Origin of the sequence: Mycobacterium avium subsp. avium (genome assembly GCF_009741445.1) — a bacterium.
GTDB lineage: Bacteria > Actinomycetota > Actinomycetes > Mycobacteriales > Mycobacteriaceae > Mycobacterium > Mycobacterium avium.
This window is the reverse complement of sequence record NZ_CP046507.1, coordinates 3,133,194-3,159,607: the sequence shown is the minus strand read 5'-3', so window position 1 is coordinate 3,159,607 and position 26,414 is coordinate 3,133,194. Positions and strand designations below refer to the sequence as shown.

24 protein-coding genes and 1 pseudogene are annotated in these 26,414 nt (G+C 71.5%); 15 read left to right on the top strand and 10 right to left on the bottom strand.

The window, feature by feature from the left end; genetic code table 11:
- The first annotated feature begins 108 nt into the window (after positions 1 to 108).
- From MAA44156_RS14565 to dapE, 3 genes are read left to right on the top strand one after another with little or no spacing between them, the layout of a single operon-like run.
- Positions 109 to 945: a PPE family protein, SVP subgroup gene (locus MAA44156_RS14565; RefSeq protein ID WP_010949655.1), complete on the top strand. Its 837-nt coding sequence runs from the start codon at positions 109 to 111 to the stop codon at positions 943 to 945.
- A 25-nt stretch (positions 946 to 970) separates the two neighbouring features.
- The gene (locus MAA44156_RS14560) at positions 971 to 2,122 is read left to right on the top strand and encodes a PPE family protein (protein ID WP_065370742.1); all 1,152 of its coding nucleotides are present in this window, start codon (positions 971 to 973) and stop codon (positions 2,120 to 2,122) included.
- A 49-nt stretch (positions 2,123 to 2,171) separates the two neighbouring features.
- A complete protein-coding gene (gene dapE, locus MAA44156_RS14555; protein ID WP_009975554.1) occupies positions 2,172 to 3,236 on the top strand; it encodes a succinyl-diaminopimelate desuccinylase in 1,065 nt (354 codons plus the stop codon).
- Here dapE and MAA44156_RS14550 read toward each other — a convergent pair.
- Complete coding sequence (locus MAA44156_RS14550; protein WP_011724081.1) at positions 3,221 to 5,359, bottom strand: hypothetical protein; 2,139 nt, start codon at positions 5,357 to 5,359, stop codon at positions 3,221 to 3,223. The genes dapE and MAA44156_RS14550 overlap by 16 nt on opposite strands.
- Before the next feature lie 88 nt (positions 5,360 to 5,447).
- Between MAA44156_RS14550 and MAA44156_RS14545 the strand changes: the two genes are divergently transcribed.
- From MAA44156_RS14545 to MAA44156_RS14515, 7 genes are all read left to right on the top strand, one after another.
- Positions 5,448 to 6,011, top strand: coding sequence for a cytokinin riboside 5'-monophosphate phosphoribohydrolase (locus MAA44156_RS14545; protein ID WP_003875507.1), 564 nt, complete (start codon positions 5,448 to 5,450; stop codon positions 6,009 to 6,011).
- Positions 6,012 to 6,153: 142 nt separating this feature from the next.
- Positions 6,154 to 7,932, top strand: coding sequence for a long-chain-acyl-CoA synthetase FadD6 (gene fadD6, locus MAA44156_RS14540; RefSeq protein WP_009975559.1), 1,779 nt, complete (start codon positions 6,154 to 6,156; stop codon positions 7,930 to 7,932).
- 55 nt (positions 7,933 to 7,987) lie between these two features.
- On the top strand, positions 7,988 to 8,863 hold the full coding sequence (gene folP, locus MAA44156_RS14535) for a dihydropteroate synthase (protein WP_009975560.1): 876 nt from the start codon (positions 7,988 to 7,990) through the stop codon (positions 8,861 to 8,863).
- Positions 8,860 to 9,849 carry a glucosyl-3-phosphoglycerate synthase gene (locus MAA44156_RS14530; RefSeq protein WP_003878473.1) on the top strand — a complete coding sequence of 330 codons (990 nt, stop codon included), beginning with the start codon at positions 8,860 to 8,862 and terminating at the stop codon, positions 9,847 to 9,849. Before folP ends, MAA44156_RS14530 begins: the two co-directional genes overlap by 4 nt.
- 51 nt (positions 9,850 to 9,900) lie before the next feature.
- Positions 9,901 to 10,251: a DivIVA domain-containing protein gene (locus MAA44156_RS14525; RefSeq protein WP_009975561.1), complete on the top strand. Its 351-nt coding sequence runs from the start codon at positions 9,901 to 9,903 to the stop codon at positions 10,249 to 10,251.
- Positions 10,252 to 10,253: 2 nt separating this feature from the next.
- The gene (locus MAA44156_RS14520; protein WP_009975562.1) at positions 10,254 to 10,835 is read left to right on the top strand and encodes a DNA-3-methyladenine glycosylase I; all 582 of its coding nucleotides are present in this window, start codon (positions 10,254 to 10,256) and stop codon (positions 10,833 to 10,835) included.
- Positions 10,836 to 11,001: 166 nt separating this feature from the next.
- A complete protein-coding gene (locus tag MAA44156_RS14515) occupies positions 11,002 to 11,175 on the top strand; it encodes a DUF3117 domain-containing protein (protein ID WP_011724083.1) in 174 nt (57 codons plus the stop codon).
- A 29-nt stretch (positions 11,176 to 11,204) separates the two neighbouring features.
- On the opposite strand, the pseudogene glgA reads toward MAA44156_RS14515, so the two are convergent.
- Positions 11,205 to 12,376, bottom strand: a pseudogene (glgA, locus tag MAA44156_RS14510) (glycogen synthase).
- Positions 12,377 to 12,547: 171 nt separating this feature from the next.
- Between glgA and glgC the strand changes: the two are divergent.
- Positions 12,548 to 13,762 (top strand): glucose-1-phosphate adenylyltransferase, encoded by a 1,215-nt coding sequence (gene glgC / locus MAA44156_RS14505; RefSeq protein ID WP_003875515.1) that lies wholly within the window; start codon positions 12,548 to 12,550, stop codon positions 13,760 to 13,762.
- A gap of 79 nt (positions 13,763 to 13,841) precedes the next feature.
- Here glgC and MAA44156_RS14500 read toward each other — a convergent pair whose 3' ends face one another.
- The 6 genes from MAA44156_RS14500 to MAA44156_RS14475 all read right to left on the bottom strand — a co-directional run bounded on the left by MAA44156_RS14500 (position 13,842) and on the right by MAA44156_RS14475 (position 20,296).
- Positions 13,842 to 15,521 (bottom strand): CocE/NonD family hydrolase, encoded by a 1,680-nt coding sequence (locus MAA44156_RS14500; RefSeq protein WP_009975565.1) that lies wholly within the window; start codon positions 15,519 to 15,521, stop codon positions 13,842 to 13,844.
- Between the two features lie 44 nt (positions 15,522 to 15,565).
- The gene (locus MAA44156_RS14495) at positions 15,566 to 16,240 is read right to left on the bottom strand and encodes a methyltransferase family protein (RefSeq protein WP_009975566.1); all 675 of its coding nucleotides are present in this window, start codon (positions 16,238 to 16,240) and stop codon (positions 15,566 to 15,568) included.
- 9 nt (positions 16,241 to 16,249) lie between these two features.
- Positions 16,250 to 17,893: an ABC transporter permease gene (locus tag MAA44156_RS14490; RefSeq protein WP_121035674.1), complete on the bottom strand. Its 1,644-nt coding sequence runs from the start codon at positions 17,891 to 17,893 to the stop codon at positions 16,250 to 16,252.
- Positions 17,890 to 18,834, bottom strand: coding sequence for an ABC transporter ATP-binding protein (locus MAA44156_RS14485; protein WP_009975568.1), 945 nt, complete (start codon positions 18,832 to 18,834; stop codon positions 17,890 to 17,892). The genes MAA44156_RS14490 and MAA44156_RS14485 overlap by 4 nt, the downstream gene beginning before the upstream one ends.
- Positions 18,824 to 19,462 (bottom strand): TetR/AcrR family transcriptional regulator, encoded by a 639-nt coding sequence (locus MAA44156_RS14480; protein ID WP_009975569.1) that lies wholly within the window; start codon positions 19,460 to 19,462, stop codon positions 18,824 to 18,826. Before MAA44156_RS14480 ends, MAA44156_RS14485 begins: the two co-directional genes overlap by 11 nt.
- Positions 19,463 to 19,627: 165 nt before the next feature.
- Positions 19,628 to 20,296 (bottom strand): O-methyltransferase, encoded by a 669-nt coding sequence (locus MAA44156_RS14475; protein WP_003875521.1) that lies wholly within the window; start codon positions 20,294 to 20,296, stop codon positions 19,628 to 19,630.
- Positions 20,297 to 20,497: 201 nt separating this feature from the next.
- Between MAA44156_RS14475 and sigE the strand changes: the two genes are divergently transcribed.
- From sigE to tatB, 4 genes are all read left to right on the top strand, one after another.
- A complete protein-coding gene (gene sigE, locus MAA44156_RS14470) occupies positions 20,498 to 21,253 on the top strand; it encodes an RNA polymerase sigma factor SigE (RefSeq protein WP_009975574.1) in 756 nt (251 codons plus the stop codon).
- Between the two features lie 137 nt (positions 21,254 to 21,390).
- Positions 21,391 to 21,771 (top strand): anti-sigma E factor RseA, encoded by a 381-nt coding sequence (gene rseA / locus MAA44156_RS14465; RefSeq protein WP_033715400.1) that lies wholly within the window; start codon positions 21,391 to 21,393, stop codon positions 21,769 to 21,771.
- A 140-nt stretch (positions 21,772 to 21,911) separates the two neighbouring features.
- Positions 21,912 to 23,426 (top strand): serine protease HtrA, encoded by a 1,515-nt coding sequence (gene htrA, locus MAA44156_RS14460; protein WP_003878463.1) that lies wholly within the window; start codon positions 21,912 to 21,914, stop codon positions 23,424 to 23,426.
- Positions 23,426 to 23,821 carry a Sec-independent protein translocase protein TatB gene (gene tatB, locus MAA44156_RS14455; RefSeq protein WP_009975577.1) on the top strand — a complete coding sequence of 132 codons (396 nt, stop codon included), beginning with the start codon at positions 23,426 to 23,428 and terminating at the stop codon, positions 23,819 to 23,821. The genes htrA and tatB overlap by 1 nt, the downstream gene beginning before the upstream one ends.
- Positions 23,822 to 23,825: 4 nt before the next feature.
- Here the strand turns inward: tatB and MAA44156_RS14450 are convergent, their stop codons facing one another.
- Both MAA44156_RS14450 and MAA44156_RS14445 read right to left on the bottom strand, forming a co-directional pair.
- Positions 23,826 to 24,983 (bottom strand): Mrp/NBP35 family ATP-binding protein, encoded by a 1,158-nt coding sequence (locus tag MAA44156_RS14450; RefSeq protein WP_003875526.1) that lies wholly within the window; start codon positions 24,981 to 24,983, stop codon positions 23,826 to 23,828.
- Positions 24,984 to 25,040: 57 nt separating this feature from the next.
- Positions 25,041 to 26,378 (bottom strand): lytic transglycosylase domain-containing protein, encoded by a 1,338-nt coding sequence (locus MAA44156_RS14445; protein ID WP_176470775.1) that lies wholly within the window; start codon positions 26,376 to 26,378, stop codon positions 25,041 to 25,043.
- Positions 26,379 to 26,414: the final 36 nt, after the last annotated feature.

The window sequence follows — 26,414 nt, the reverse complement described above, 5'->3', positions numbered from 1 at the left end:
TCGGGGTACCTCGGTCCCGTGGATCGGCCGGTCATGTCCTGGGCCTGGCGGGGGAGTCACGGTCGCGGGCCCGCAACGGGGCCGGCTCGTCGAGAGAAGGAGAACATCATGTCCTTTGTCACCACCCGGCCCGAGGCGCTGCTGGCCGTGGCCAGCATGCTCGAAGGCCTCGGCTCGTCGATGGATGCTCAGAACGCGGCGGCCGCCGCGCCCACCACCAGCATCGCGCCGGCAGCCGCCGACGAGGTGTCCGCACTGCAGGCCGCCCAGTTCTCCGCCTACGGCACCTGGTACCAGCAGGTCAGCGCCCAGGCCAAGGCGATTCACCAGACGCTGGTGCAAAACCTGGACACCAACGCCGATTCGTACGGCGCGACCGAGGCCGCCAACCGGGTGAACACCAGCGCCGCGGCGTTGCAGGGGTTGGCGCCCAACGTGATCCCCAACGCCGCACCGGCGGCCGACCCGCCGCCCGCGGGGACCACCAGCCTGGGCACCTCCATCGGCTGGGCGCAGAACGTCGGCGCGGCCGCGTCGGACTTCATCACCCTGGGCGAGGGGCAATTCGCCCCGGTGCCCGGTGCCGCGGGGATCCCGAATTTCAACCCCGGACTCACCGCGGCGACGACGGCCGGCCCGCCCGCGCCGGCGGCGCCCGCCGCCGCGGCCGGCGCCCCGGTGCTGGCCAGCATGGGCCGCGGGCCCTCGATCGGCGGCCTGTCGGTGCCGCCGAGCTGGGCGCCGGGCGGCGTCGCCCCGGCGGCCAACGCCACCCCGGCGCAGCTGGTCGGCGCCGGCTTCACCAGCGCCGCGCCCGACACCGCCCCGGTGACCGCGGTGCCGGGCGGGGTGCCCTCGATGGCCACCGCCGGCCGCGGCGGTTACGGCCTGGGCGCCCCGCGCTACGGCGTCAAGCCCACCGTCATGCCCAAGCCCGCCATCTAGAGCACCCCAGAACAGGAGCGAGACAATGACTTTCGACTTCGGAGCACTCCCCCCGGAGGTCAACTCCACCCGCATGTACACCGGGGCGGGCGCCGCGCCGATGATGGCCGCCGCGGCGGCGTTCAGCAACCTGGCCGACGAGTTGAGCACCACCGCCGCGGCCACCCAGTCGGCGATCGCGAACCTGACCGGCGAGGAGTGGATGGGCCCCTCGGCGGCCGCGATGGTCACCGCCGTCCAGCCGTATGTGCAGTGGATGCACACCACCGCCGGGCAGCTGCAGCAGGCGGCCGCCCAGGCCATGGCCTCGGCGGCCGCCTACGAGACCGCCTTCGCCATGACGGTGCCGCCGGCGCTGGTCGCGGCCAACCGCGCCCAGCTGGCGGCGTTGATCGCGAGCAACGTGCTGGGGCAGAACGCCGCGGCGATCGCGGCCACCGAGGCGCAATACGGGGAGATGTGGGCCCAGGACGCGGCCGCCATGTACGGCTACGCTGCCTCGTCGGCGACCGCGGGCAAGCTCAGCCCGCTGACCTCGCCGGCGCCCACCAACCAACCCGGCGGGCTGGGCGCCCAGGCCGCCGCCGTCTCCGGGGCGACCGCCACCAGCGCGCAGACCAGCGGGCTGCAGGGGACCGTCGCCAACGTGCCCAACGTGGTGCGCACGCTGGCGGCGCCGGCGGACCCGCCGGGGCTGAGCGCGCTGGACAACCTGCTGGGCAACCCGGTGGTGAACAACGTCGGCAACGCCGGCTTCGACGTGGTGTCCTGGAACGTGTTCAACACCATCGTGTCCAACATCCTCTACAACCACACCCTCGACACCGCCGCGGCGGCCGGGGTGGCCGGTGAGGTGGGCGGAGCGGTCGGCGGCGGCGCGCTGGTCGGTGCCGCGGCCCCCGCCACCGCGGGTGTGGGCGCCGCGCCGGTGCTGGCCAGCATGGGCTCGGCCGCCACGGTCGGCGAATTGTCAACGCCGGCAACGTGGTCCGCGCCCACACCGGAGCCCGCCGCGACGACCGTCGGCGCCACCGAGTGGGCCAGCCCCGCCGAGGAGCCGCACACCGCTTGGGCCACCGGCATGCCGGCGGTGGCCTCGGCCGGGCGCGGCGGCTACGGCATGGGGCCGCGGTACGGCGTCAAACCCAAGGTGATGCCCACCCGGTTGCCGGTCTGACCGGCGGCGCGGGGCATCGCGGCCAGGGTCCAGCCACTACCCTGGGAGCGTGCTGGACTTGACCGGGGACCCGGTTGCGCTGACCGCGGCGCTGGTGGACATCCCCAGCGAATCGCGCGACGAGGCGCGGCTGGCCGACGAGGTCGAGGCCGCGCTGCGGTCCCAGACGTCCGGTTTCGAGATCGTGCGCAACGGCAACGCCGTGCTGGCCCGCACCGACCGCGGGCGGCCGTCGCGGGTGCTGCTGGCCGGGCACCTGGACACCGTGCCGGTCGCCGGGAACCTGCCCAGTCGCCGCGAGGACGGCGACCTGTACGGCTGCGGCACGGCGGACATGAAATCCGGGGATGCCGTCTTCCTGCATCTGGCCGCCACCGTCGCCGACCCGGCGCACGATCTGACGCTGGTCATGTACGACTGCGAGGAAATCGACGCCGCCGCAAACGGATTGGGTCGCATCCAGCGCGAGCTGCCGGACTGGCTGTCCGCCGACGTCGCGATCCTGGGCGAGCCCACCGGCGGCTACATCGAGGCCGGCTGCCAGGGCACGCTGCGGGTGGTGGTCAGCGCCACCGGAACCCGCGCCCATTCGGCACGATCCTGGTTGGGCGACAACGCCATTCACAAACTGGGCGCCGTGCTGCAGCGGCTGGCCGGCTATCAGGCCCGCAGCGTCGAGATCGACGGCTGCACCTACCGTGAGGGCCTGTCGGCGGTGCGGATCGACGGCGGGGTGGCGGGCAACGTCATTCCGGACGCGGCGGCGGTGACGGTCAACTTCCGCTTCGCCCCCGACCGGTCGCCGGCCGAGGCGCTGCAGCATGTGCGCGACGTGCTCGACGGCCTCGACGTGCGCATCGAACAGACCGACGCCGCCGCGGGCGCGCTGCCCGGGCTGTCCCAGCCCGCCGCCAAGGCACTGGTCGAGGCGGCCGGCGGCCGGGTTAGGGCCAAATACGGCTGGACCGACGTGGCGCGCTTCGCCGCGCTGGGCATACCGGCGCTCAACTTCGGCCCCGGGGATCCCAACCTCGCGCACCGGCGCGACGAACGGGTGGCGGTCGCCGCCATCACCGCCGCGGCGGACCTGCTGCGCGGTTACCTGAGCGGCTGAGCCGCCGCGCCCCGGCGCGCCTGCGCGGCGGCGTCCGCGGCCGCGGCGCGCATCCCGATCGACGTCAGCTCCTCCGACACCGCCAGCAGCGCCGCTTCGTCGCCGGCCGCCAGCGCCCGCGCGTGGGCCAATGCGATTCTCGCTGCGGCGCAGTCGATCTCGTCGCACAACCGGGCCAACGGCTCGGCCGCTCGGGTGTCGCCGAGCCGCACCGCCTCATGCCAGACCCGCGCCGCCACCGCCCGCTGGCCGCCGCGCTCGGCCATCCGGGCGGCATCGCGCGCGGCGGCCACCGCGCCGTGGGCGTCACGCATCAGGGCCAGCCGATGCGCCCGCGCCACCCCGAGCTCGGGCGCGAACAGCGCCGACTTGGTGCCGTGCCGGGTTTCGGCCCGGCTCAACGCCTTCGCCGTGGCGGCGGTGTCGCCCAGCTGGGCCAGCGCGGTGGCCAGCAGGGTCAGCGACAACGGCCCCCACGAGTAACCGGTGCGCTCCAAGGTGGCCGCGGCTGGACCCAATAACGCTGCCGCAGAAGCGAATTCGCCCTCGGTGAGCAGCACGTGCGCCACCAGCACCTCGCCGATCGCGCGACCCGGCTGCTGCAGCTCGGCGAAATCGGTGAACTGCTGCGCGAGTTCGCGGGCCTGCTCGAGCCGGCCCGCCAGCAACAGCGTGGTGGTCTGCGCCAGCCCGATGGTGAAGCGCAGCAGCCCGGGATGTTCGGCGGCCAACGCGCGCCGCGCCAACGGCTCGACGTCGTCGAACCGCCCCTGCCGCGCCGCGCACAACGCGGCCGCGCTGCCCGCCCAGGCCACCGCCTGGTCGTCGGCGGCGGGCGAGCCGAGCACCTCGCCGGCGACCTTGACGGCGTGCCCGACGTTGCCCGTGTTCATCGCGAAGGTGGCGCTGAGCGCGTCCAGGGTGGTGCGCGGGCCGGGGTCCGCGACGCGGTTGCGGACCGTGCGCAGGAAGGCGGTGGCCCGCTCCGGCTCGCTGAGCATCCAGAACTGGTTCGCCGCCCGCAGCAGGGCCCAGTCCATCAGCGCCGCCTCGGTCAAGCCGGTGGAGTCGACCTCGGCCAGCAGCGCGTCGGCCTCCCGGCCGCGGCCCTGCCAGCCCAGCGCATGCGCCAGCGCCAGCCGCGCCGCCAGGCCGCCGGAGCGCCGCAGGGCGGCGCGGGCCAGCCGTTCACCCAGCGCCAGGTCGCCCAGCCGCAGCGCCTGCCGCGCGGCGTCGACGACGTCGGCGGCCCGCGGCGGCGCGTCGCTGTCCAGCGCCAGCGACACCAGCCGCAGCCGGTCGCTGAGCCGGTCGGACGGATGTCGCGCCAGCACGGTGACCAGCTCGGTGCGTCGTTGCCGGGCATCGTCGGGGTCCAGCGCGGCCCGCACCCGCTCGGCGAACAGCGGGTGCGCGGTGTACACCACCGGGTCGTCGGACGTCCCGCCGCGCATCCGGGTCTCCGCCGCGCCCCACCGTTGCGCCTCGGCCACCGCGCCGTCACCGGCGAGCGCGTTCAGGTCGGTGACCGACAGCGGCTCGGCGACGGCCAGGTATTCCAGCACCGCGCGCGCCGGCGGCGTCAGCTCGGCGAGGAAGGCGTCGATCTCGCCCGGCGAGGTCGGGGCATCGGGCGCCTCGACGTCGATCCGGGTGAGCAGGCCGTCGTCCCACAGCGCCGCGATGGCGTCCGGGGCGCCGTCGGCGCGGGCGGTGACGATCAGCCGCGCCGCGCCGGCGCGGGCCAGCTGGTACACCAGGGTGGCCGACAGCACGTCCAGCTGGTGGGCGTCGTCGACGACCAGCAGCAGGCCGGCGTCGCCGAGTGAGGCCCGGGCGGCCCGCAGCAGCGCGGCCGGCTTGCCGATCTCGGCGATCCGCACCAGGTGGCTGAACGCCCCGAACGGGACCGCGCGTTCGGTCGGCGTGCCGGTCACCCAGCGGACCCGGGTGCCGGGGTGCGCGGCGGCGAACCGCTCGGCGGCCACCCGCGCCAAGGTGGATTTGCCGATGCCGTCGGGGCCCAGGACCACCGCCCCGGCCGCGGCGGCGGTGTCGGCCAACGCCGCGTCCAGCCGCTCGGCGGCCGTCGCCTGTCGGGGGACGTTCCATCGAATCGGCACGGCCGGATTTTATGGCGCGCGGGCCCGCCGCCACGGCGAAAGCCCCAGATATGACGGGCCGCGCGGGGTTGGTCTACGTTTGTCGGATATGCCCGCAGAACGCGATTCGTCGGCCGCGTGGGCGGTGTGCGTGTACTGCGCGTCCGGCCCGCAGCATCCCGAATTGCTCGGTGTCGCTGCGGAACTCGGCGAGGCGATCGCCGAGCGGGGCTGGACGCTGGTGTGGGGCGGCGGCCGGGTGTCGGCGATGGGCGCGGTGGCCAGCGCGGCCCGGGCCCGCGGCGGGCGGACCGTCGGTGTGATCCCCACGGTGCTGATGCGCCGCGAGATCGCCGACGCCGACGCCGACGAGCTGATCGTCAGCGACACCCTGCACGAGCGCAAACAGATCATGGAGGACCGCGCCGACGCGTTCATCGCGTTGCCCGGCGGCATCGGCACCCTCGACGAGGTGTTGGACGCGTGGACGACGGGGTTTCTCGGGCTGCACGCCAAACCCATCGTGCTGCTGGACCCGATCGGCCACTACGAGGGGCTGTGGCTGTGGCTGTCCGGATTGCTGGACAGCGGCTACATCACCCAGGCGGCGATGGACCGGGTGGTCCTGGTCGACAAGGTGGGTGCCGCGTTGGAGGCGTGCGCGCCCGGCTGAGCCCGACGACCGCGCCGCCGCCCGGCTAGGCTGTCCGCCGAGCTTGCCTTCTTTTTCCTACAAGATCGAGTTCCTACAAGATCGAGTTCCTAAAAGATCGAGTTCCTACGAGATCGAGTTCCTACAGAATCGAGGGGATCAGGTGTCCGATCGTGACGGGGGAGCGCGCACGGCGGTCAAACTGACCGACATCGCAGCTCGGGTGCCGACCGTGCTGGCCGACCTGCCGGTGATCGCACGCGGCACGCTGACCGGGCTGCTGGCCCAGCCCGGCTCGCACAAGTCGATCGGCACCGTGTTCCAGGATCGGGCCGCCCGCTACGGCGACCGGGTCTTCCTGCGGTTCGGCGACCAGCAGCTGACCTACCGGGACGCCAACGCCGCCGCCAACCGGTACGCCGCGGTGCTGGCCGCCCGCGGCGTCGGCCACGGCGACGTCGTCGCCATCATGCTGCGCAACTCGCCCAACACGGTGCTGGCCATGCTGGCCGCGGTCAAGTGCGGCGCGGTCGCCGGCATGCTCAACTACCACCAGCGCGGCGAGGTGCTCGCGCACAGCCTGGGCCTGCTGGACGCCAAGGTGCTCATCGCCGAGACCGATCTGGTCAGCGCGGTGGCCGAGCGCGGCGGCTCGGGCAGCACCGAGACCCTGACCGTGGAGGACCTGGAGCGCTTCGCGGTCAGCGCGCCGGCCACCAACCCGGCGTCGGCGTCGGCGGTGCAGGCCCGCGACACCGCGTTCTACATCTTCACCTCGGGCACCACGGGATTCCCCAAGGCCAGCGTGATGACGCACCTGCGCTGGCTGAAGGCGCTGGCCGCGTTCGGCGGGATCGGGTTGCGGCTGAAGAGCTCCGACACCCTGTACTGCTGCCTGCCGCTGTACCACAACAATGCGCTGACGGTCGCGCTGTCGTCGGTGATCAACTCGGGGGCGACGCTGGCGCTGGGCAAGTCGTTCTCGGCGTCGAAGTTCTGGGACGAGGTGATCGCCAACGACGCCACGGCGTTCATCTACATCGGCGAGGTGTGCCGATACCTGCTCAACCAGCCGGCCAAGCCCACCGACCGGGCGCACCGGGTGCGGCTGATCGCCGGCAACGGCCTGCGCCCCGAGATCTGGGACGAGTTCACCCAGCGGTTCGGGATCGCCCGCGTCTGCGAGTTCTACGCCTCCAGCGAGGGCAACGCCGCGTTCATCAACGTGTTCAACGTGCCCCGGTCCACCGGGATCTTCCCGCTGCCCCTGGCCTACGTCGAGTACGACCCCGACACCGGCGCCCCGCTGCGCGGCGACGACGGCCGGGTGCGCCGGGTGCCGCCCGGACAGCCCGGGCTGTTGCTCAGCCCCGTCAACCGGCTGCAGCCCTTCGACGGCTACACCGACCCCGAATCGAGCGAAAAGAAGTTGGTGCGCAACGCTTTTCGCGACGGCGACTGCTGGTTCAACACCGGTGACGTGATGAGCCCGCAGGGGCTGGGGCATGCCGCGTTCGTCGACCGGCTCGGCGACACCTTCCGCTGGAAGGGGGAGAACGTGGCCACCACGCAGGTCGAGGCGGCGCTGGCCTCCGACGGGTCCGTGGAGGACTGCACGGTCTTCGGGGTCGAGGTGCCGCGCACCGGCGGCCGCGCCGGCATGGCCGCGATCAAACTGCGCGACGGCGCCGAGTTCGACGGGCGCTCGCTGGCCCGCACCGTCTACGAGCAGCTGCCCGTCTACGCGCTGCCGCTGTTCGTGCGGGTGGTGGACTCCATCGAGCAGACCACCACCTTCAAGAGCCGCAAGGTGGAGCTGCGCGAGCAAGGCTACGGCCCCGACGTCAAGGACCCGCTGTACGTGCTGGCCGGCCGCGACGAGGGCTACGTGCCGTTCTACGACGAATACCCCGACGAGGTCGCCGAGGGCAAGCGGCCCTAAGGCGGCGGTGCGACCTGGCCCTGCGCGCCCTCGGCCGACCAGGCACCATAGACCCGTGCAATCGACGTTCTGCGGGCGTCCGGTCGCCGGTGATCGCGCGCTGATCATGGCGATCATCAACCGCACCCCGGACTCGTTCTACGACCGGGGCGCCACCTTCAGCGACGACGCCGCCCGGGCGGCCGTGCACCGGGCGGTGGCCGAGGGCGCCGACGTCATCGACGTCGGCGGCGTCAAGGCCGGGCCCGGCCAGGACGTCGACGCCGACACCGAGATCGCCCGGCTGGTGCCGTTCATCGAATGGCTGCGCGGCGCCTACCCGGACCAGCTGATCAGCGCCGACACCTGGCGTGCCGAGGTGGCCAAGGTGGCCTGCGCGGCCGGCGCGGACCTGATCAACGACACCTGGGGCGGCGTCGACCCGGCGCTGCCGGAGGTGGCCGCGGAGTTCGGGGCGGGCCTGGTGTGCTCGCACACCGGCAACGCGCTGCCGCGCACCCGCCCGTTCCGGGTGAGCTACGGAACCAGCACCCGCGGCGTGGTCGACGACGTGATCGCCCAGGTCACGGCGGCCGCCGAGCGGGCGGTCGGCTGCGGCGTGGCCCCCGACCGGGTGCTGATCGACCCCACCCACGACTTCGGCAAGAACACCTTCCACGGCCTGCTGTTGTTGCGGCACGTCGGCGATCTTGTTAACACCGGATGGCCCGTGCTGATGGCTTTGAGCAACAAGGACTTCGTCGGGGAGACTCTGGGTGTGGAATTGACCGAGCGGCTGGAGGGAACGTTGGCGGCCACCGCGCTGGCGGCGGCCGCCGGCGCCCGGATGTTTCGGGTGCACGAGGTCGCGCCCACCCGCCGGGTGCTGGAAATGGTGGCCTCGATCCAGGGCACCCGCCCGCCCACGCGCACGGTGAGGGGGCTCGCATGACGACGTCCGACCTGGTCGCCGGGGAGCTGGCGGGCGACGGGCTGCGCGACACCCGGCCCGGCGACACCTGGCTGGCCGACCGCAGCTGGAACCGCCCCGGCTGGACGGTCGCCGAGCTGGAGGCCGCCAAGGCCGGCCGGACCATCTCGGTGGTGCTGCCCGCCCTCGACGAGGAAGACACCATCGGGTCGGTGATCGACAGCATCTCGCCGCTGGTGGACGGTTTGGTCGACGAGCTGATCGTGCTGGATTCGGGCTCCACCGACGACACCGAGATCCGCGCCGTCGCCGCCGGCGCCCGCGTCGTCAGCCGCGAACAGGCGCTGCCCGAGGTGCCGATCCGGCCGGGCAAGGGCGAGGCGCTGTGGCGTTCGCTGGCCGCCAGCCGCGGCGACATCGTGGTGTTCGTCGACTCCGACCTGATCAACCCGCACCCGATGTTCGTGCCGTGGCTGGTCGGGCCGCTGCTCACGGGGGACGGCGTGCACCTGGTCAAGAGCTTCTACCGGCGGCCGCTGAACGTCGGCGACGCCGGCGGCGGCGCGGGCGCGACCGGGGGCGGGCGGGTCACCGAGCTGGTGGCCCGGCCGCTGCTCGCCGCGCTGCGCCCGGAACTGGGCTGCATCCTGCAGCCGCTGGGCGGCGAATACGCGGCCACCCGTGAGCTGCTCACCTCGGTGCCGTTCGCCCCGGGCTACGGCGTGGAGATCGGGCTGCTGGTGGACACCTTCGACCGGCTGGGCCTGGACGCGATCGCCCAGGTCAACCTGGGGGTGCGGGAGCACCGCAACCGGCCGCTGGCCGAGCTGGGCGCGATGAGCCGCCAGGTCATCGCGACCCTGCTGTCGCGCTGCGGCATCCCCGACTCCGGGGTGGGGCTCACCCAGTTCGTGGCCGACGGGCCGGAGGGACAGAGCTACACCCAGCACACCTGGCCGGTGTCGCTGGCCGACCGGCCGCCCATGCAGGCGATCCGGCCCCGCTGACCGGCGACCGGGACGGCGGCGCTGTCGGCCCGATAGGGCAGTATCGATCACGTGGCGTTGGTGTTGCTGTACCTGGTGGTCCTGGTGCTGGTGGCGATCGTCCTGTTCGGCGCGGCCAGCCTGCTGTTCGGTCGCGGTGAGCAGCTGCCGCCCCTGCCCCGGGGGACGACGGCGACGGTGCTGCCCGCCTACGGGGTGACCGGGTCGGACGTCGACGCCGTCAAGTTCACCCAGGTGCTGCGCGGATACAAGACCAGCGAGGTCGACTGGGTGCTGGACCGGCTCGCCCGCGAGCTCGAGGCGCTGCGCGGCCAGCTGGCGGCCGCCCACGCGGCGGCGGGCGAACAGCAGACCGGGGGCCAATCCGCGGAACCCGACGACGGCGCGGATCGTCAGGACTGAATGTGAGTGACGACGAGCCGATCCGCTGCGGCTGGGCCACCGCGCGGTCCGGGCCCGATTTCGAGCTGTACCGCGACTACCACGACCGGGAATGGGGCCAAACCGTGCGCGACGGGGTGGCCCTGTTCGAGCGGATGAGCCTGGAGGCCTTCCAGAGCGGGCTGTCGTGGCTGACCATCCTGCGCAAGCGGGAGAACTTCCGCCGCGCGTTCTCCGGTTTCGACATCGACGCCGTCGCCGGGTACACCGACGCCGACGTGCAACGGCTGATGGCCGATCCCGGAATCGTGCGCAACCGCGCCAAGATCGAGGCCACCATCGCCAACGCGCGCGCGGCCGCCGAGCTGGGTGGCGCCACGCAGCTGGCCGAGCTGCTGTGGTCGTTCGCGCCGGCGCCCCGGTCCCGGCCGGCCGACGCGTCCGAAATACCCTCGGCCACTGCCGAATCGACGGCCATGGCCGGTGAACTCAAGCGGCGCGGCTTCCGCTTCGTCGGGCCGACCACCGCCTATGCGCTGATGCAGGCGACCGGCATGGTCGACGACCATATTCGCGGTTGCTGGGTGCCCGCGGCGGTGCGCTGAGAACACAGATGTGGGTCTTTGCACAAGTGGTGACCTGGATAGGGAACAATAGAGGGGTGATTAGGCAGTTCGATGCCGGGCATGGCTGGAAGTTCGCTGGCGGGGCGTGCCCGGCGCCGACCAGGCTCGCAAGGGCGGGCCAGCTCGAACCTGGAGGGAGCACTCGATGGCGGCGATGAAGCCCCGGACCGGAGACGGTCCTCTCGAAGCGACAAAGGAGGGGCGCGGCATCGTGATGCGGGTACCACTTGAAGGAGGCGGTCGACTGGTCGTCGAGCTGACACCCGACGAAGCCGCCGCCCTCCGTGACGAACTCAAGGGCGTCACGAGCTCCAGCTAGAGCGTGCCGCCGGACCAATGTCGGCGGCGCTATGCACACACTTTCCGATAGATCTCCAGGGTCTGCTCGGCGACGTGGGCCCAGGAGAACTCCTCGACGCAGCGCTGGCGTCCTGCCCTGCCGTAGCGCTGCGCCTTTTCCCGGTCGGCGATGAGCTCGTTGACCGCGTCGGCCAATCCGGCCTGATAGCCCGCCGGGTCGCGCGGGTCGTAATGCACCAGCGAGCCGGTGACCCCGTCGGCGACCACCTCCGGGATGCCGCCGACGTCGGAGGCCACCACCGGCGCTGCGCAGGCCATCGCCTCCAGGTTCACGATGCCCAACGGCTCGTACACCGAAGGGCACACGAAAACCGATGCGGCCGACAGTATTTCGCGTAGTTCCCCGATGGGAAGCATTTCCCGGATCCAGAACACGCCGGTGCGGCCGCGGGCCAGGGCGGCCACCGCGTCCGGATCTCGTCGGCGATCTCGGGGGTGTCCGGCGCGCCGGCGCACAGCAGCACCTGCGCCTCGGGGCTGAACCGGTGCGCGGCCGCCACCAGATGCGCGAGCCCCTTCTGCCGGGTGATCCGGCCCACGAACACCACCAGGGGCCGGGCCGGGTCGACGCCCAGTTCGGCCAGCATCGATCCGGTCTGCATCGGGCCGGCGGGATACCAGACGTCGGTGTCGACGCCGTTGCGGATGACGTGCACCGCACTGGGATCCAGTGCCGGGTAGACCCGCAGGATGTCCTCGCGCATCGCGGAGCTGACCGCGATCACGGCGTGGGCGGCCAGCACCGCGGTGTGCTCGACCCAGGTCGAGATCCGGTAGCCCCCGCCCAGCTGCTCGGCCTTCCACGGGCGCAGCGGCTCGAGCGAATGCGCGGTCAGCACGTGCGGGATGTCGTGCAGCAGCGCGGCCAGATGCCCGGCCATGCCGGTGTACCAGGTGTGTGAGTGCACGACGCTGGCCTGCGCGGCGGCGTTGGCCATCATCAGGTCGGCGGACAGGGTCGACAGCGCCGGGTTGGCGCCCTGCAGCCGCGGGTCGGGCTGGTGCACCTGCACCCCGGCGGCGCCCGGGCGTAGAGCGCCCATGCAGTGCACGTCCACCGCGCACAGCCGGCGCAGCTGGGTGACGAGTTCGGTGACGTGTACCCCCGCCCCTCCGTAGACCTCCGGTGGGTATTCCCGCGTCATCATCGCCACCCGCATACCCGCACCGTAGTTCGGATGCGGCGGGGCCCGCGAGTCGGGCCGGGGCCCACTTTCGCCAGTGATCCGTTTGCCGGCGCGGCCAATTACCTTGACGGACAGCCGCACAGAACATCGCCAATAGCCCGTTCCCCCTGGCAGCGCTTTGCCGCGGCCGATAGGTTTGAAGCCATGAGGGAAGCACCACACGTGCTGGGCATCGTCCTGGCCGGCGGTGAGGGCAAGCGGCTGTATCCGCTGACCGCGGATCGCGCCAAACCCGCGGTTCCCTTCGGGGGCGCCTATCGGCTGATCGACTTCGTGCTGTCCAACCTCGTCAACGCCCGCTATTTGCGGATCTGTGTTCTCACGCAGTACAAGTCGCATTCACTGGACCGTCACATCTCGCAGAACTGGCGGTTGAGCGGCCTGGCCGGCGAGTACATCACCCCGGTGCCGGCCCAGCAGCGGCTCGGCCCGCGCTGGTACACCGGCTCGGCCGACGCGATCTACCAGTCGCTGAATTTGATCTACGACGAAGACCCCGACTACATCGTGGTTTTCGGCGCCGACCACGTGTACCGGATGGACCCCGAGCAGATGGTTCGGTTCCACATCGACAGCGGGGCCGGCGCGACGGTGGCCGGCATCCGGGTGCCGCGCAGCGAGGCCACCGCCTTCGGCTGCATCGACTCCGACGAGTCGGGCCGCATCCGCAAGTTCGTGGAGAAGCCGCTGGATCCGCCGGGCACCCCGGACGATCCCGAGACGACGTTCGTGTCGATGGGCAACTACATTTTCACCACCAAGGTGCTGATCGACGCGATCCGCGCCGACGCCGACGATGACCATTCCGATCACGACATGGGCGGTGACATCATCCCGCGGCTGGTCGACGACGGGATGGCCGCGGTCTACGACTTCAGCGACAACGAGGTGCCCGGCGCCACCGACCGGGACCGGGGCTACTGGCGCGACGTCGGGACGCTGGACGCGTTCTACGACGCGCACATGGACCTGGTGTCGGTGCATCCGGTGTTCAACCTGTACAACAAGCGCTGGCCGATTCGCGGCGAGTCGGAGAACCTGGCCCCGGCCAAGTTCGTCAACGGCGGCTCCGCGCAGGAGTCGGTGGTGGGTGCGGGCAGCATCATCTCGGCGGCCTCGGTGCGCAACTCGGTGCTGTCGTCCAACGTGGTGGTCGACGACGGGGCGATCGTGGAGGGCAGCGTGATCATGCCCGGTGCGCGGGTGGGGCGCGGCGCGGTGGTGCGCCACGCCATCCTGGACAAGAACGTGGTCGTCGGGCCCGGCGAGATGGTCGGGGTGGACCTGGAAAGAGACCGGGAGCGCTTCGCCATCAGCGCCGGCGGCGTGGTCGCGGTGGGCAAGGGCGTCTGGATCTAAGGTCGCCATCGCATCGCGAGCAGACGCAAAAGCCCCCAATTCTTCGGCGTGTCGGGTGGTTTTGCGTCTGCTCGGCGACTCAGGGGATCTCGGGGATCAGCAGATGCGCGTCGCGGCGCGGACCCCAGTGCAGGCTGACGCGACCGCGCGGCGAGTTCTGGTAGGCGGCCGGGATCTGGCCGGTGAGCGGATTGGTCGGGCACAGCCAGCGCCCGGCGACCACCAGCCGCAGGTGCTCGCCGGCGCGGAACAGCGTCGCCGACGGGCCCAGCGCGACGTCGACCGCGACGACCTCGCCCGCCGCGACGGGTTGCGGATCGGTGCAGGCCGCGACGGGCTGTCCCGGCCGCGACAGCCGGGAATCCAGGGCGCGCAGCGAAACTCGTTGCCAGCCGGTGCTGACCCGGTCGCGGCCGTAGCCGTAGGACCCTTCGAACGCGACGAAGCGGTCGCGGAACCGGCCGGGGCGCCACTTCTCCACGCCGACGAACAGGTTCGCGTCGTCGCAGCCGTGCAGTTCCACCCACAGCCGGGCGGCCATCGGCCCGGTCAGTTCCACGTCGTCGGGCACCGTCCAGGTGAAACATGCTGCGCGGGAACGTGTTCCGAATGCCACCCTGCCCGGCTGTGCGGCCGGGTCGGTTCTCAGCACCCCGGCGTCACCCAGATGCAGTGCGCGCCAGCGGGTCCGGGCCAGCGGCCATTCGGATTCCTCGCGCACCGCCGTGACGGTGTCGCGGTCCTCGCGTACCTCGAGGCGTACGCTGCGCGCGGCCGGTGCCCCGTCCAGTACACCGCGAAAGAAGCTCAGCTGTTCGGCCAGCGCCTCCTCGGCGTAAAAGGTCGCCCACTTGCCGCCGCGATGGGTGTAGAGCCGGGCATGCGTCGAGCTGCTGTGCGTGAAGGCGCGCAGCGAGCCGCGGCTGTGTAAGTTGTTGTCGGAGAAGCTGCCACAGACCAGCATGGGCACGGCGATCGCCGACAGGTCGGGCACCAGCGAGCGCCAGAACTCGTCGCGCAGCGGGTGGCGGTCCTGCATGTCCTGCAAGTCGTAGGCCTGGCGGGTATCACGTCGCACATTGCGTGACCACATTCGGATGAAGCCCAACTCGCGCACGCCGCCGGGAAACATCAGGTCCCGGTAGGCGTCGGTGAAGCCCTCCCACGGGCAGATCGCCCGCAGTGCCGGCGGCTGCAGGGCGGCGACCGCGTATTGGCTGATGGCCAGGTAGGACACCCCCAGCATGACGACGTTGCCGTCGCTCCACGGCTGCCCGGCGACCCACTGCACCAGGTCGTAGGTGTCCTCGGCCTCGCGGTGCGACAACAGGTTTCCGGTGCCCTCCGAACGGCCGCAGCCGCGCGAGTCGGCGTTCACCACGACGAAGCCCTGCGCCGTCCACCAGGCGGGATCGGGCGCTTCCCAACCGGTCAGCGCCGAGAAGGTCACCGGTCGCGGCTGGCGCAGTATCCGGTACTGCGCCGAAAAGGTCCACCGGTTGCCCCGCCGCTTGGGCAGGCTGTCCTTGCCGTACGGGTGGATGCTCAGGATGACCGGTCGCGGCTCCGCGTCTGCCTTGCGAAAGACGTTGATTCGCAACACCGTTGCGTCGCGGGTGGGGACGGCGACGTCCCGTTCGACGTGCAGGTCCGCGGGTGGGTCGGTGACGGTGACGGGCGGTTTGGCGACGCCGCGAATCCTGTTCAGCGCGTAGCGCAGTGCGCCGGGGCGCCGCCAGGGACGGTCCAGCGCGGTCATCCGAGTGGGCGGCACGCCAATACCCTAGGCGCTCGGCGGCGCGCCTACCAGAGGTGGGGGGCCAGCCGGTAGCGCACCTTCTGGGTGTAGTCGGGGTATCCGGGTAGTTCCTGCAGCAGCAGCTTTTCCTCGTCGAAGATGCGCAGCGCGAGCAGCGCGGTGCCCGGGACGACGAACAGCAGTCCCCAGTACGAGCCGAGCGCCAGCGGGATGCCGATCATCATGATCACGTTTCCGGTGTACATCGGGTGACGCACGAATCGATACAGCCCGCTGGAGACCACTGTCTGGCCGGCTTCCACCGTGACTGTCGCTGCGGCGTAACTGTTTTGAATGACCACCAGCATGGCGATCCCGAGGCCGGTCGCCACCAGCACGTCGCCGAGCAGCGACAGCCAGGCCGGCACCGACGACCAGCCGAACCGGTGGTCGAGCGCGCTGAACACCATCGCCGCAAACAGGCTCAGGAACGAGCCCGTGATGATGAACTTCTGCGCGGTCCGGGGTTCGGCCCGCGGGCCCGCGCGCATGCGGCGCTGCAGGGCCGCGGGGTTGGTGCGGGCCAGGTAGGCGGCGGGCACGATGGTCGCCACCGTGAACACCGCGATGAAAACCCAGGCCTGCCAGTAGTGCAGCGTGCCGGCCGGCAGCAACAGGATCAAGATCCAGGAGAGAATTCCCCAGACGGACGTCGCCGTCACCCGGAGTCCGGTTTTCATCACGCTCTCCTAGCAACGTAGGTCGCGGCGCCGAAAAGCCATGGCACCGAGAATGGTCAACCCTATGTCGATGGCCAGTAGCCATAACAGGGGTACGGCGGTGAAATCTGCGCCGACTCTGGGAATGTGGGCGAACGGTTCCAGGTCGAGCAGCCACTGGGAGAACCCGGCCAGCGACCCGATCAGATACAGGGCGACGAAGCCGATCAGCACGCCCCAGGCCACCGGGGCGAACCGCGGCGCGACGCCGAAGACGCAGACCGTCACCGCCGACAGCAGCCAGACCGCGGGCAGCTGGACGGCCGCGCTGGCCACCACCATGGCCAGCTTGCCGCCGACATCACCGGCCGCGATGCCGTAGACCAGGCCGGCGACTGTTCCGCTGGCCAGCATCGCCACCCCGGACCCGGCCAGCGCGATCACCAAATGACTTGCCAGCCAACGGGTTCGCGACACCGCACCGGCCAACACTGTTTCGGCGCGTTGGCTCGATTCCTCCTGGTGCAACCGCAGGGTGAGCGAGACGGCGAACGCGGCGGCGACCATGCCCATCATGGCGAACGCCACGGCGATGAACGCGTCCTCGAGAGCGCTGGTGCCGCCCATCCGCGCGACGATGTCGCGCGCCTGTCCGCTGTCGCCCAGCTCGTCGCCGATGCCGTGCACCACGCTGCCGATCAGCAGGCCGTACAGGGCCAGTCCCGCCGTCCACAACAGCAGCGCGGCGCGGTCCAGCCGCCACGCCAGCCCGAAGGCGTTGCCCAACCGCGGCGCGGCGGTGGCCGGGCCGGGGCGCTCGGCGATCAGCCCGGCGCCGACGTCGCGGCCGGCGAGCAGCCGGTAGGCCAGCACGGTCAGGCCGGCCGTGGTCACCAGGTGCAGCACCAGCACCCACCAGCGATCGCCCGCATACGGTTTCACCAGCAGCGACCAGCCCAGCGGGGACAGCCAGGACAGGCCGCCCGGGCCGGCGTCGCCGACGGCACGCACGGTGAAGGCGGTGCCCAGGACGGCGAACGCGGCGCCGCGCGCGAACCGGGCGCTGGGCGACAGCTGCGCGGTGACCGCGGCCACCGCGGTGAACACCAGGCCCGACCAGGCCAAGGCCGCGCCGAAGGCCAGCGACCCGCCGGCCGGGACGTCGGTGCCCAGCAGTCCCGCCGCGCCGATCGCGCCGGTGGCGATCGAGGCGGCGAACGACAGCGTCAGCGCCGCGGTCAGGCCGGCGTAGCGGCCGATCGCGGTGGAGTCCACCAGCTCGGTGCGCCCGTTTTCCTCGTCCGCGCGGGTGTGCCGGATCACCGTGAGGATCACCGCGACGGCGATCAGCACGTGAAACATTCCGGCTTTCCAAATCCCCACGGCCCCAAGGCTGTCGCTGTACACCTGGCCGTACAGGGCGCGCTGGGCCGGGCTGGCCATGATGGAGGCGGCGAAACCGGCCCGCGCGGCGGCGGTGGGGTAGACCTTCTCGATGCTGCCGACGTAGACCGTGGACAACGGCACCGACAGCAGTAACACCCAAAGCGGCAACGAGACTCGGTCCCGGCGCAGGTAGAGCCGCAGCATCTGCAGCGTGCCGGAGAAGTGCGAACCGCCTAGCGGCGCGGGCGAGGCCGATGCGGAGGGCCGGTTCAGGGTTGTCGCGCTCATGACAGCGACACCTCGGCCTCGTGGGCTCCGCGCTGGCCGTCGGTCCCGGAGGTGTCGTAGTGGCGCAGGAAGAGCTCTTCGAGGGTCGGGGGCTGGCTGACCAGACTGCGCACCCCGGCATCCCCGAGCACCCGGATGAGCTCACCGAGGCTTTCGCTGTCGACCTGCGCGCGCAGCGTGTTGCCCTCGATGCTGATGTCCTCGACGCCCTTGATCCGCCTGAGATCACCGGGGTCACCGGTCATTTCGGCCTTGATCGAGGTGCGGCTCAGATGCCGCATCGAGCTCAGCGAACCGCTTTCGATGGTCTTGCCGGCCCGGATGATCGTCACCCTTTCGCACAACGCCTCCGTCTCGGCCAGGATGTGGCTGGACAGCAGCACCGTGGTGCCCCGGTCGCGGGCCTGCGCCACGCACTGTTGAAACACGTTCTCCATCAACGGGTCCAGGCCGCTGCTGGGCTCGTCCAAGAGCAGCAGCCGGGCGCGCGACGAGAACGCCGAAATCAGCGAAACCTTCTGCCGGTTGCCCTTGGAGTAGGTGCGTGCCTTCTTGTGCGGGTCGAGGTCGAAGCGCTCGATCAGCTCGGCGCGGCGCTTCTTGTCGATGCCGCCGCGCATCCGGGCCAGCAGGTCGATGATCTCGCCGCCGGTCAGCGACGGCCACAGCGTGACATCGCCTGGAACATAAGCGATTTGGCGATGCAGTTCGACGGCCTGGGTCCACGGGTCGCCGCCCAGCAGCCGCACCGTGCCGCCATCGGCTTTCACCAGTCCCAGCAGGATGCGGATCGTGGTCGACTTGCCGGCGCCGTTGGGCCCGAGGAAACCGTGGACTCCTCCCTCCCGCACGGTGAGGTCGAGACCGTCCAGTGCCCGCACCGCACCGAAGTTCTTGGTGAGTCCGCGGATCTCGATGGGCGCAAAACCGTCAGTTGCCATGGGAATCTCCTTGATCTTCGGCAGCCAGAAATGCGTCGTACATGGTGCGGTCCGCCATCAAGCCCTCGGTGTAGATCTCGAGGGCGGGCAGGATCATGTCGCGCGAATAGTCGCGCAACACCGCACGCAAATCGGTTGGGTTGTCATGCATTTGCAGATAGAGCAACAGTCCGCCGCCTCCGGTGATCCCGAGATATTTGGCCCTGGCCCGGGGATCGCGACTGGGTTTGATCGTCCCGGCCCGCACGCCTTCTTCCAGGTATCCCTCGGCGTTCTCGATCATCTGGCGCCACAGCATCTTCGCCAGGTCGCCGCCGGTCTGCATGCTGCGCAGCACGTAGGCGATCAGCGGTGCGAATTCCTCGATTTCGGCTAATTGCCCGAACCAGACGGCCGGGTCGTTGGTCTGCAGCGCCTCGGTCTTGCTCTCGCGGATCTGCTCGGCGATGTGGTCGTCGCACGCCTTGCGCAGGCCCTCCTTGGAGCCGAAGTGGTGGATCACCAGCGCGGCGCTCACCCCGGCCGCCTCGGCGATCCGGCGCAGCCCGACGCCGAACCCGTGTTCGCCGAATTGCTCGATAGCCGCGTCCCGGATCCGGGCGGCGGCGGTGAGGTCGGCTGAACGCATGTTCAGCAGGCTAAACGTATGTTCAGCCCGCGGTCAAGGAGGGCGCGCGTCAAGAATCGGTAAAAATGCGGCCGGCCCGGCAAAGGCCCGGCAGAGGCCCGGCAAAGGCCCCGAAAGGCCCGCCGAAGGCCCGGCAAGGGCGCGACGGGCCCCGAGGTGCCCGTGTCAGTCGCGCACCGCGGCCAGGATGCCGTCGCCGAGCGGCACCAGCGCCGGCGTGAGCCGCTCGTCCTCGGCGATCAGCCGCGCCGCCTCGCGCACCGCGACCACCTCGGCGTCGCGGGCGGCCGGGTCGCCGGCGCGCCCGCCCAGCGCGGCCCGGTGCACCACGATCACGCCGCCGGGCCGCAGCAGCCGCACCCCCTCGACCACATAGTCCGGCTGGTCGATCGGGTCGGCGTCAATGAACACCAGGTCATAAGACTCGTCGGCGAGCCGGGTGAGCACCTCCTGGGCGCGGCCGCCGATCAGCCGGGTGCGCGACGGCCCGATGCCGGCCTCGGCGAACGCCTGCTTGGCCAGCCGCAGGTACTCCGGCTCGATGTCGATCGTGGTCAGGACGCCGTCGTCGCTCATGCCCGACAGCAACCACAGCCCGCTGACGCCCGCGCCGGTGCCCACCTCGGCGATCGCCTTGCCGCCGCTCAGCTTGGTCAGCAGGCTCAACAACGCGCCGACCGCCGGCGTCACCGCGCCCGCCCCGATGTCGACGGCCCGCTCGCGGGCGGCCGCCAACAGCGCGTCTTCGGAGATCGAGGCCTCGGCATGGGCGACCAGCGATTCGGCCCGACTGGGCGCTGTTTGGCCGGGGGCTTCTGCGTCGGTGCCGTCCATGCCCGCAGCGTATTCCAATTCACCGCGCAGTCCGACAGGCGCGCCTGAACCCGATCCCGCCGACACGCCCGACCGGCGCGCCGCGTTTAAGGTCACCGGGCGATGGATATCTCCTGCACAGCGCAGGTAACGAAAAGGTTTCTCAGGCTCAGCTCAGATTGTTCATATACCGCACATACGCCGATACGCGACGGTGTCCGTATGGATCGCGGAGCGCGGGAGACCGGGAATACCGAATGGCAGCTGCCTGTTGCCGCCAATGACGAAATGCCGCTGATCGGCATGCCGAATTCGGAGGAATTGATCATCACCACGCTTTTGAGCCCGTCCAGCATGTCGCACGCGCACGACCCTTCCGCCGACGGGTGGGCGGAGCAGTCCGACGGGCTGCAGGGCACCGCGGTCTTCGACGCGACCGGTGACAAGACGGCCATGCCGTCGTGGGACGAGCTGGTGCGCCAGCACGCCGACCGGGTGTACCGGCTGGCTTACCGGCTTTCCGGCAATCAGCACGACGCCGAGGACCTCACCCAGGAGACCTTCATCCGGGTGTTCCGGTCGGTGCAGAACTACCAGCCGGGAACCTTCGAGGGCTGGCTGCACCGCATCACCACGAACCTGTTCCTGGACATGGTCCGCCGGCGCTCGCGCATCCGGATGGAGGCGCTGCCCGAGGACTACGAGCGGGTGCCCGCCGACGAGCCCAATCCCGAAGAGATCTACCACGATTCGCGGCTCGGCCCCGACCTGCAGGCCGCGCTGGACTCGCTGCCGCCGGAGTTCCGCGCCGCGGTCGTGCTGTGCGACATCGAGGGCCTGTCGTATGAGGAGATCGGCGCGACGCTGGGGGTGAAGCTGGGCACCGTGCGCAGCCGCATCCACCGCGGCCGCCAGGCCCTGCGCGATTACCTGGCCGCGCACCCCGACCACGACGCGCTGCGCGCCTCCTCGGCGTAGTCAGCGCCCGCCCGGCTAACGTTCGGGCAGCTATTCAGCGGCTTTGCGGCCTTGGCCTCGGTATCGGGCGCCCTGTCGCGCTACATTCGAAGAAGGCGAATAAGGCGGCAATAAGAATGAATGGCAAGGAGCTGGCGATGCCCGATCGAGGACATGTGTTCCGCCGCGCGTTCTCCTGGCTGCCCGCACAGTTCGCCTCGCAGAGCGACGCGCCGGTGGGCGCGCCCCGCCAGTTCGGCTCCACCGAGCACCTGTCCGTCGAGGCGATCGCCCCGTTCGTCGACGGCGAGCTGCGGATGAACGCGCACCTGCGGGCCGCGCATCACCTCTCCCAGTGCGCACAGTGCGCCGCCGAGGTCGACGACCAGAGCCGGGCGCGCGCCGCGCTGCGCGACTCGCGCCCGATCCGGATCCCCGCCAACCTGCTCGGGATGCTGGCCGAGATCCCCTACGAGTCGCCCGACACCCCCGACCGTTTGGCGGACCGCGACGCCCGCGACCGGCGCCGGCGTCCGTAGCGTCGTGCCGTCCCGCGCGTTCCCGGCGGCCACCGGTGCGCCGTGGATACTAGGGTGGACACGGACAACGCCGGTGCCGCGTAAATCGCCCGGTAAAGGCCTGTCTCGAGCGCTCAAATCGAGGATCCAAAAGGGATAACGTGACCTCCGACCCAGGCTACGACCAAGCAAAAGACAGCGCCAACCGGTTGGCGCCGCGCCCCATCTCGCGCCCGCCCGTCGACCCCGCATCGCGCCGGGAGTTCGGTCGGCCCGCCGGGCTGCGGGGATCGTTCGTGGCCGAACGCGTGCGTCCGAAGAAATACCGGGAGCAGTCGGAGTTCCGGCCGAGCGAGCAGCCGGCCGACCCCGTGCTGCAGGAGGCGTTCAGCCGGCCCGACGGCAGCCCGGAGACGCTGCAGCGCCACCCCGTCGACAGCGGCGCGCTGGCGGCCGAGAAGGACGGGGTGGAGCCCGACCACGCCGACGACCCGTGGCGTGACCCGGGGGCCCCGGCCGCGTTGGGCACGCCGGCGGTGGCGCCGTCGCCGTCGCGGTCCGCGCTAGGCTACGGCGGCAAGCTGGGTGTGCGCGACGTGCTCTTCGGCGGCAAGGTGTCCTACCTGGCGTTGCTGGTTCTGCTGCTGATCGCGCTGGTCATCGGCCTGATCGGCGGTGTGGTCGGCCGCAAGACCGCCGAGGTCGCCGAGGCCTTCACCACGTCGAAGGTGACGCTGTCGACGAACGGCAACGGCGAAGCCCCGGCCGGGCGCTTCGCGAAGGTGGCGGCGGCCACCGCGGGTGCGGTGGTCACCATCGAGTCCAAGAGCGACCAGGAGGGCATGCAGGGCTCGGGCGTCGTCATCGACGGCCGCGGCTACATCGTCACCAACAACCACGTCATCTCCGAGGCGGCGAACAACCCCAGCCAGTTCAAGACCACCGTGGTGTTCAACGACGGCAAGGAGGTGCCCGCCAACCTGGTCGGCCGCGACCCCAAGACCGACCTGGCCGTGCTGAAGGTGGACAACGTCGACAATCTGTCGGTGGCCCGGCTCGGTGACTCCGACAAGGTGCGGGTCGGCGACGAGGTGCTGGCCGCGGGCGCGCCGCTGGGGCTGCGCAGCACCGTGACGCACGGCATCGTCAGCGCCCTGCACCGGCCGGTCCCGCTGTCCGGGGAGGGCTCGGACACCGACACGGTGATCGACGCCGTGCAGACCGACGCGTCGATCAACCACGGCAACTCCGGCGGCCCGCTGATCGACATGAATTCCCAGGTGATCGGCATCGACACCGCGGGTAAGTCGTTGTCCGACAGCGCAAGTGGGCTGGGCTTCGCGATCCCCATCAACGAGGCCAAGGAGGTCGCCCAGACCTTGATCAGGGACGGCAAGATCGTGCACCCGACGCTGGGGGTCAGCACCCGCTCGGTGAGCAACGCGATCGCCTCCGGCGCGCAGGTGGCCAACGTGAAGGCGGGCAGCCCCGCGCAGAAGGGCGGCGTCCTGGAGAACGACGTCGTGGTCAAGGTGGGCAACCGCAAGGTCGCCGACGCCGACGAGTTCGTGGTCGCGGTGCGGCAGCTGACCATCGGCCAGGATTCCCCGATCGAGGTGGTGCGCGACGGCCGCCACGTCACCCTGACGGTGAAGCCGGACCCGGACGGCAGCTGATGCTCGGCAGTCTGAGCTGGGAGCACATGCTGGTCCTCGTGGTGGTGGGCCTGGTGGTGCTCGGGCCGGAGCGGCTGCCGGGCGCCATCCGGTGGACGTCGAACGCCCTGCGCCAGGCGCGGGACTACCTCAGCGGTGTGACCACCCAGTTGCGCGAGGACCTCGGGCCCGAGTTCGACGATCTGCGCGTCCCGCTCAGCGAGCTGCAGAAGCTGCGGGGGATGACGCCGCGGGCCGCGCTGACCAAGCACCTGTTGGACGGCGACGATTCGCTCTTGACCGGGGCCTTCGACCGGCCGGTCAACGGCGCCGCGGCCCAGCCGCCGCCCGCCCCGGCGCCGCCGCCCGAGCCGCACCGCCCCGGCCAGACGCCGTTCGACGCCGACGCCACCTGAACCGTCAGCGCCGGGTGGGGTCGAGCCCCAGCGACACGCCGGCCAGTCCGCGCCGGCGCGACGACAGGCTGTCGGCCACCGCGCGCAGCGCCTTGCCCACCGGCGAATCCGGCGCGCTGAGCACCAGCGGGGTGCCGGAATCGCCCGCCTCCACCAGCGCGGGGTCCAGCGGGATCTGACCCAGCAGCGGCACCTCGGCGCCGACCGCCCGGGACAGCCGCTCGGCCACCTGCTGGCCGCCGCCCTCGCCGAACACCTGCAGCGTGGAGCCGTCCGGCAGGGTGAGCCCCGACATGTTCTCCACCACGCCGACCACCCGCTGGCGGGTCTGCAGCGCGATGCTGCCGGCCCGCTCGGCCACCTCGGCGGCGGCCAGCTGCGGCGTCGTCACCACCAGGATCTCGGCGTTGGGAATCAGCTGGGCGACCGAAATGGCGATGTCACCGGTGCCCGGCGGCAGGTCGAGCAGCAGCACGTCCAGGTCGCCCCAGTAGACGTCGGCCAGGAACTGCTGCAGCGCCCGGTGCAGCATCGGGCCGCGCCACACGACCGGGGTGTTTCCCTGGGTGAACTGGGCGATCGAGATGACCCGCACGTCGTGGGCGATGGGCGGCAGGATCATCGACTCGACCTGGGTGGGCCGGTCGGTGGTGCCCATCATCCGCGGGATGGAATGGCCGTGGATGTCGGCGTCCAGCACGCCGACCGACAGGCCGCGGGCGGCCATCGCCGCCGCCAGGTTGACGGTGACGGTGGACTTTCCCACCCCGCCCTTGCCGGACGCGACCGCGTAGACCCGGGTCAGCGAATTCGGTTGCGCGAACGGGATAACCGGCTCGCGGGCATCGCCGCGCAGCTGCTTGCGCAGCTCGGTGCGCTGCTCGTCGCTCATCACGTCCAGGGTGACCTTGACCGCGCCGGTGCCCGGGACGTCGGCGACCGCCCGGGTGACCCGGTCGCTGATCTCGGTCTTCTTCGGGCACGCGGCGGTGGTCAGGTAGATCGCGACATGCACCGCGCCGTCGGGCTCGGTGTCGATGCTCTTGACCATCCCGAGTTCGGTGATCGGACGCCGCAGTTCGGGGTCGATCACCTTGCCCAGGGCGGCGCGGACGGCGGCGCTCAGGTCGGCTGCTGAGTCGGAGGAGTCATGGCGGGACATCACCGCCGAGTGTAGGCGGGTGGGCGGGTGCCGTCGGGCGGCGACCCTGCGGGCCGGCTAGGCCGGGCCCGGCTTCTTCGGCGCGTTCGGCGTGGGGCCGGCCGACTTGGGCGACGGCGCTTGCGGTGCGGCTCCGGCCGGGGGCGACGGCGCGGCTTGCGGTGCCGCTCCGGCCGGGGGCGCGGGGACGGGCCCGGCATCCGGGGGCGGCGGCGCGAATGGTGGCGGGCCGGACGGCGGCGGAGCGAACGGCGGCGGGGCGCCGAACGGCGGGGGCGGGCCGGCCGGCGGGGAGCCCTGCGAGCTGATGCAGATCACCGTGCAACCGGGAACCTGGGTCGGCGCCTGCTGCGGGGTGGGCGTCATCCACGGGAACATCGGCTGCGGGCTGCCGAGCGCGGGGCTGCTCAGGTCGATCAGCGGCACCCGGGCCAGCGGGTCGTCCAGCGGCAGGCCGTTGATGTTCATCGGCAGGTTGGGCCCGAGCCCTTCGGGGTGCTCGAGGTGCGCATCGCCCAGCGGCGGCGGCGGCCCGGTCATCGGCGGCAGGTCGACCGGGACGACGCCGGTCGCATAGGCCGCCGCCCAGCCCAGCACGTTCTGCGCGTAGGGCATCGAGTTGTTGTAGCGCAGGATCGCGGTCAGCACCTGCGACTGGTCGCGCAGGTTGAGCCCGCCGCTGCACAGGTAGCGGGCGGCCGCCAGGGTGGAGTCGAACAGGTTCTGCGGGTCGGCCACGCCGTCGCCCTTGCCGTCGGAGGCGTAGCGCGCCCAGGTTCCCGGCAGGAACTGCATCGGCCCCATGGCGCGCGCGTAGGTGACCCGGTTGCCGGCGGCGCTCTGGATGATGACCTCGTTGCCGGGCAGGGTGCCGTCCAGCGACGGGCCGTAGATCGGGGTGATCGCGGTGCCGCGCGCGTCGACCGCGCCGCCGCCCGCGTGGCCCGATTCGATGCGCCCGATCCCGGCCAGCAGGTTCCAGCTCACGCCGCAGCCCGGGGCGGCGACGGCCATCTTCTGCTCCGCATTGCGGTAGGCGGCCAGCGCGATGCTCGGAATGCCAAGCGCCCCAGGCGCGTTGACGATCGCGGCCGGCGGCGGGGCGGACAGTGCCGGCTCGGCGACGTGAAAGGCGGTGGGGCCGCGGTCGATCGCGACGACGGCGGGACCGGTGAGGTCGGGGAAGGTCGGCGAGACGGCGGCCACCGGGGTGACGGCGGCGTGCACCGGGGGCATTCGCACCGGCAGCGACGGGCCCGTCGCACTGACCGCACCCGCGAAGACCAAGGGAGTGATCATGGCGATGCCGAATATCGGCTTGCGCGTGTTCCGAAGTGCTCGCTGCCGCACAGTCGCGGCGGCCGGGTCTGCACCCCGGCTTCCCCCTATGCGCACTCGACCGTCCTAGGTGTGAGCTGGGCGTTACTTTCT

Coding starts and splice junctions, on each gene's coding strand:
- MAA44156_RS14565 (WP_010949655.1), top strand. CDS start 109: ATGTCCTTTGTCACCACCCGGCCCGAGGCGCTGCTGGCCGTGGCCAGC.
- MAA44156_RS14560 (WP_065370742.1), top strand. CDS start 971: ATGACTTTCGACTTCGGAGCACTCCCCCCGGAGGTCAACTCCACCCGC.
- MAA44156_RS14545 (WP_003875507.1), top strand. CDS start 5,448: ATGCCCGCAGAACGCGATTCGTCGGCCGCGTGGGCGGTGTGCGTGTAC.
- MAA44156_RS14530 (WP_003878473.1), top strand. CDS start 8,860: ATGACGACGTCCGACCTGGTCGCCGGGGAGCTGGCGGGCGACGGGCTG.
- MAA44156_RS14515 (WP_011724083.1), top strand. CDS start 11,002: ATGGCGGCGATGAAGCCCCGGACCGGAGACGGTCCTCTCGAAGCGACA.
- glgC (WP_003875515.1), top strand. CDS start 12,548: ATGAGGGAAGCACCACACGTGCTGGGCATCGTCCTGGCCGGCGGTGAG.
- MAA44156_RS14500 (WP_009975565.1), bottom strand. CDS start 15,521: ATGACCGCGCTGGACCGTCCCTGGCGGCGCCCCGGCGCACTGCGCTAC.
- MAA44156_RS14495 (WP_009975566.1), bottom strand. CDS start 16,240: ATGAAAACCGGACTCCGGGTGACGGCGACGTCCGTCTGGGGAATTCTC.
- MAA44156_RS14490 (WP_121035674.1), bottom strand. CDS start 17,893: ATGAGCGCGACAACCCTGAACCGGCCCTCCGCATCGGCCTCGCCCGCG.
- MAA44156_RS14485 (WP_009975568.1), bottom strand. CDS start 18,834: ATGGCAACTGACGGTTTTGCGCCCATCGAGATCCGCGGACTCACCAAG.
- MAA44156_RS14480 (WP_009975569.1), bottom strand. CDS start 19,462: ATGCGTTCAGCCGACCTCACCGCCGCCGCCCGGATCCGGGACGCGGCT.
- MAA44156_RS14475 (WP_003875521.1), bottom strand. CDS start 20,296: ATGGACGGCACCGACGCAGAAGCCCCCGGCCAAACAGCGCCCAGTCGG.
- sigE (WP_009975574.1), top strand. CDS start 20,498: ATGGATCGCGGAGCGCGGGAGACCGGGAATACCGAATGGCAGCTGCCT.
- rseA (WP_033715400.1), top strand. CDS start 21,391: ATGCCCGATCGAGGACATGTGTTCCGCCGCGCGTTCTCCTGGCTGCCC.
- tatB (WP_009975577.1), top strand. CDS start 23,426: ATGCTCGGCAGTCTGAGCTGGGAGCACATGCTGGTCCTCGTGGTGGTG.
- MAA44156_RS14450 (WP_003875526.1), bottom strand. CDS start 24,983: ATGTCCCGCCATGACTCCTCCGACTCAGCAGCCGACCTGAGCGCCGCC.